This window comes from Aeromonas sp. R7-1, from assembly GCF_040908115.1.
Taxonomy (GTDB): Bacteria; Pseudomonadota; Gammaproteobacteria; order Enterobacterales; family Aeromonadaceae; genus Aeromonas; species Aeromonas caviae.
This window is the reverse complement of the sequence record NZ_JBFODD010000007.1, coordinates 1-1,648: the sequence shown is the minus strand read 5'-3', so window position 1 is coordinate 1,648 and position 1,648 is coordinate 1. Positions and strand designations below refer to the sequence as shown.

Below are 1,648 nucleotides of genomic sequence, written 5' to 3'. Positions count from 1 at the left end.
TCGAGGATGCTGCCGATGGAGTCGGTCTGGCTCGCCAGGGACTCGATGACCCCGGCGACCTGTTCGATTTCACCGGAGAGGCCGACGATGCCGTGGCGGGCCTGGGCGACGACCTGGGCCCCCGCATCGGCCTGCTCGTTGGCCTGCTTGGCGACGTCGGCTGCCAGGGATGCATTGCCGGCGATCTCGGTGACGGTGGCTCCCATCTCGTGGATGGCGGTGGCGACCTGGACGGTGCGATCCCGCTGGGCGGTGCAGTTGTGCTTGGTGAGCTGGGCCTTGGCGGCCACCTCGCTGGCGGTGGCCGCCACCTGGCGGGAGTTGCTCGCCACCTGCACGATGGCCCCGTGGATCCGGGTCACGAACTGGTTGAAGCTGTGGGCAATCTCGGCCAGCTCGTCCTTGCCGGTAAGACTGGCGCGGCTGTCGAGGGCGAGGTGGCGGGCCACCTCGCCAATATGGGATTGCAGGAAGGAGACCCGGCGGCGCAGCCCGATGAGGATGAGGGTCGAGACGAGCAGCGAGATGGCGATGGCGATGACGATGATGGCGATCATCTGGGTACGACCGCTGTCATAGCTGTTTTCGCTCAGGTCGTTGCGATGCTGGGCCTGACCTATCAACCCGTCGAGCAGCTCATTGGCGCCCTTGCGCATGACCCCGTAGCTCTGGCTGTAGCGATCCCGGTAGATGGCGCGTGCCTCGTCCATCTTGTTGTCAGAGAGCGCCTGCAACATGGGGGTCAGCTCCTCCCGCTCCACCCGGGTGAATTGATCGAGCAGGGTCTGGGCCTTGGCCCGGGCGTCCGGATCGACCTGGGCCTTGACGGCCTGCTCCATGGCCTGGCGCATCTCGGGAATGTCTTCCTCGCGGGTCTCCTTGACCCGGGTCAGCACCCCCTTTTCGTCGCGCAGGGAGGTGTCCTGCAGCAGCATCATGTCGATGCCGACGCGCATGCGCGGGATGCGGGAGGCCACTTCCGCCATGGCCCGCATGGGGGTGGCGGTATTCTGGAACAGCTCTTCGGCCTGCTGCCTGATGTTGTCCATGCTGCGCAGACTGGCGGCGCCAACCAGCAGCAGGGCGAGACAGGGCACGGTGACGGCCAGGATCAGTTGGGTTTTGATGGTGAGGTTGCCTGCCAGCATGTTGACTCCTTGGTGTGTTGCTGTGTCGCTACTGTAGCGGCTTGTCATGACGGTTCGCCGTCATGGGGGTCGGTATTCCCTGTCGACCCGGTGAAAAAAGGGCGCCGCAGCGCCCTTTCATCTTATAACCGGAAGTTGCCGACCAGCTTGTCGAGCTCGCCGGAGAGCTGTTGCAGGCTGCGGCTGGACTCGGTCAACTGGTGGGCGATGTCGGCAGTCTCCATGGTGAGCTGGTTGATGTCCTCCACGTTGCGGTTGATCTCCCCGACCACGCTGGACTGCTCTTCGGTGGCGGTGGCGACCTGGATGTTCATGTCGCTGATCTGGGTGATGTGCCCGGTGATCTGGTCGAGGGCGCCGTTGGCCTCGTCGGCCTGGGTCACCACCCGCAGGCTCTGGTTGCGCCCCTGGGCCATGGCGCTGACGGCGCGGGCGCTCTGCTCCTGGAGGCTGTTGATCATGCCCTGGATCTCGGCGGTGGAGGCGGCGGAGCGGCTGGC

Annotated in this window: 2 protein-coding genes; both read right to left on the bottom strand. The window is 65.5% G+C overall.

Annotation, left to right across the window (positions count from 1 at the left end; translation table 11 throughout):
* A partial coding sequence (locus AB5Y51_RS00795; RefSeq protein ID WP_368177894.1) for a methyl-accepting chemotaxis protein occupies positions 1-1,148 on the bottom strand: 1,148 nt, incomplete at its 3' end.
* A gap of 122 nt (positions 1,149-1,270) precedes the next feature.
* Positions 1,271-1,648: methyl-accepting chemotaxis protein (locus tag AB5Y51_RS00790; protein WP_368177893.1), on the bottom strand; the 378-nt coding region annotated here is incomplete at its 5' end.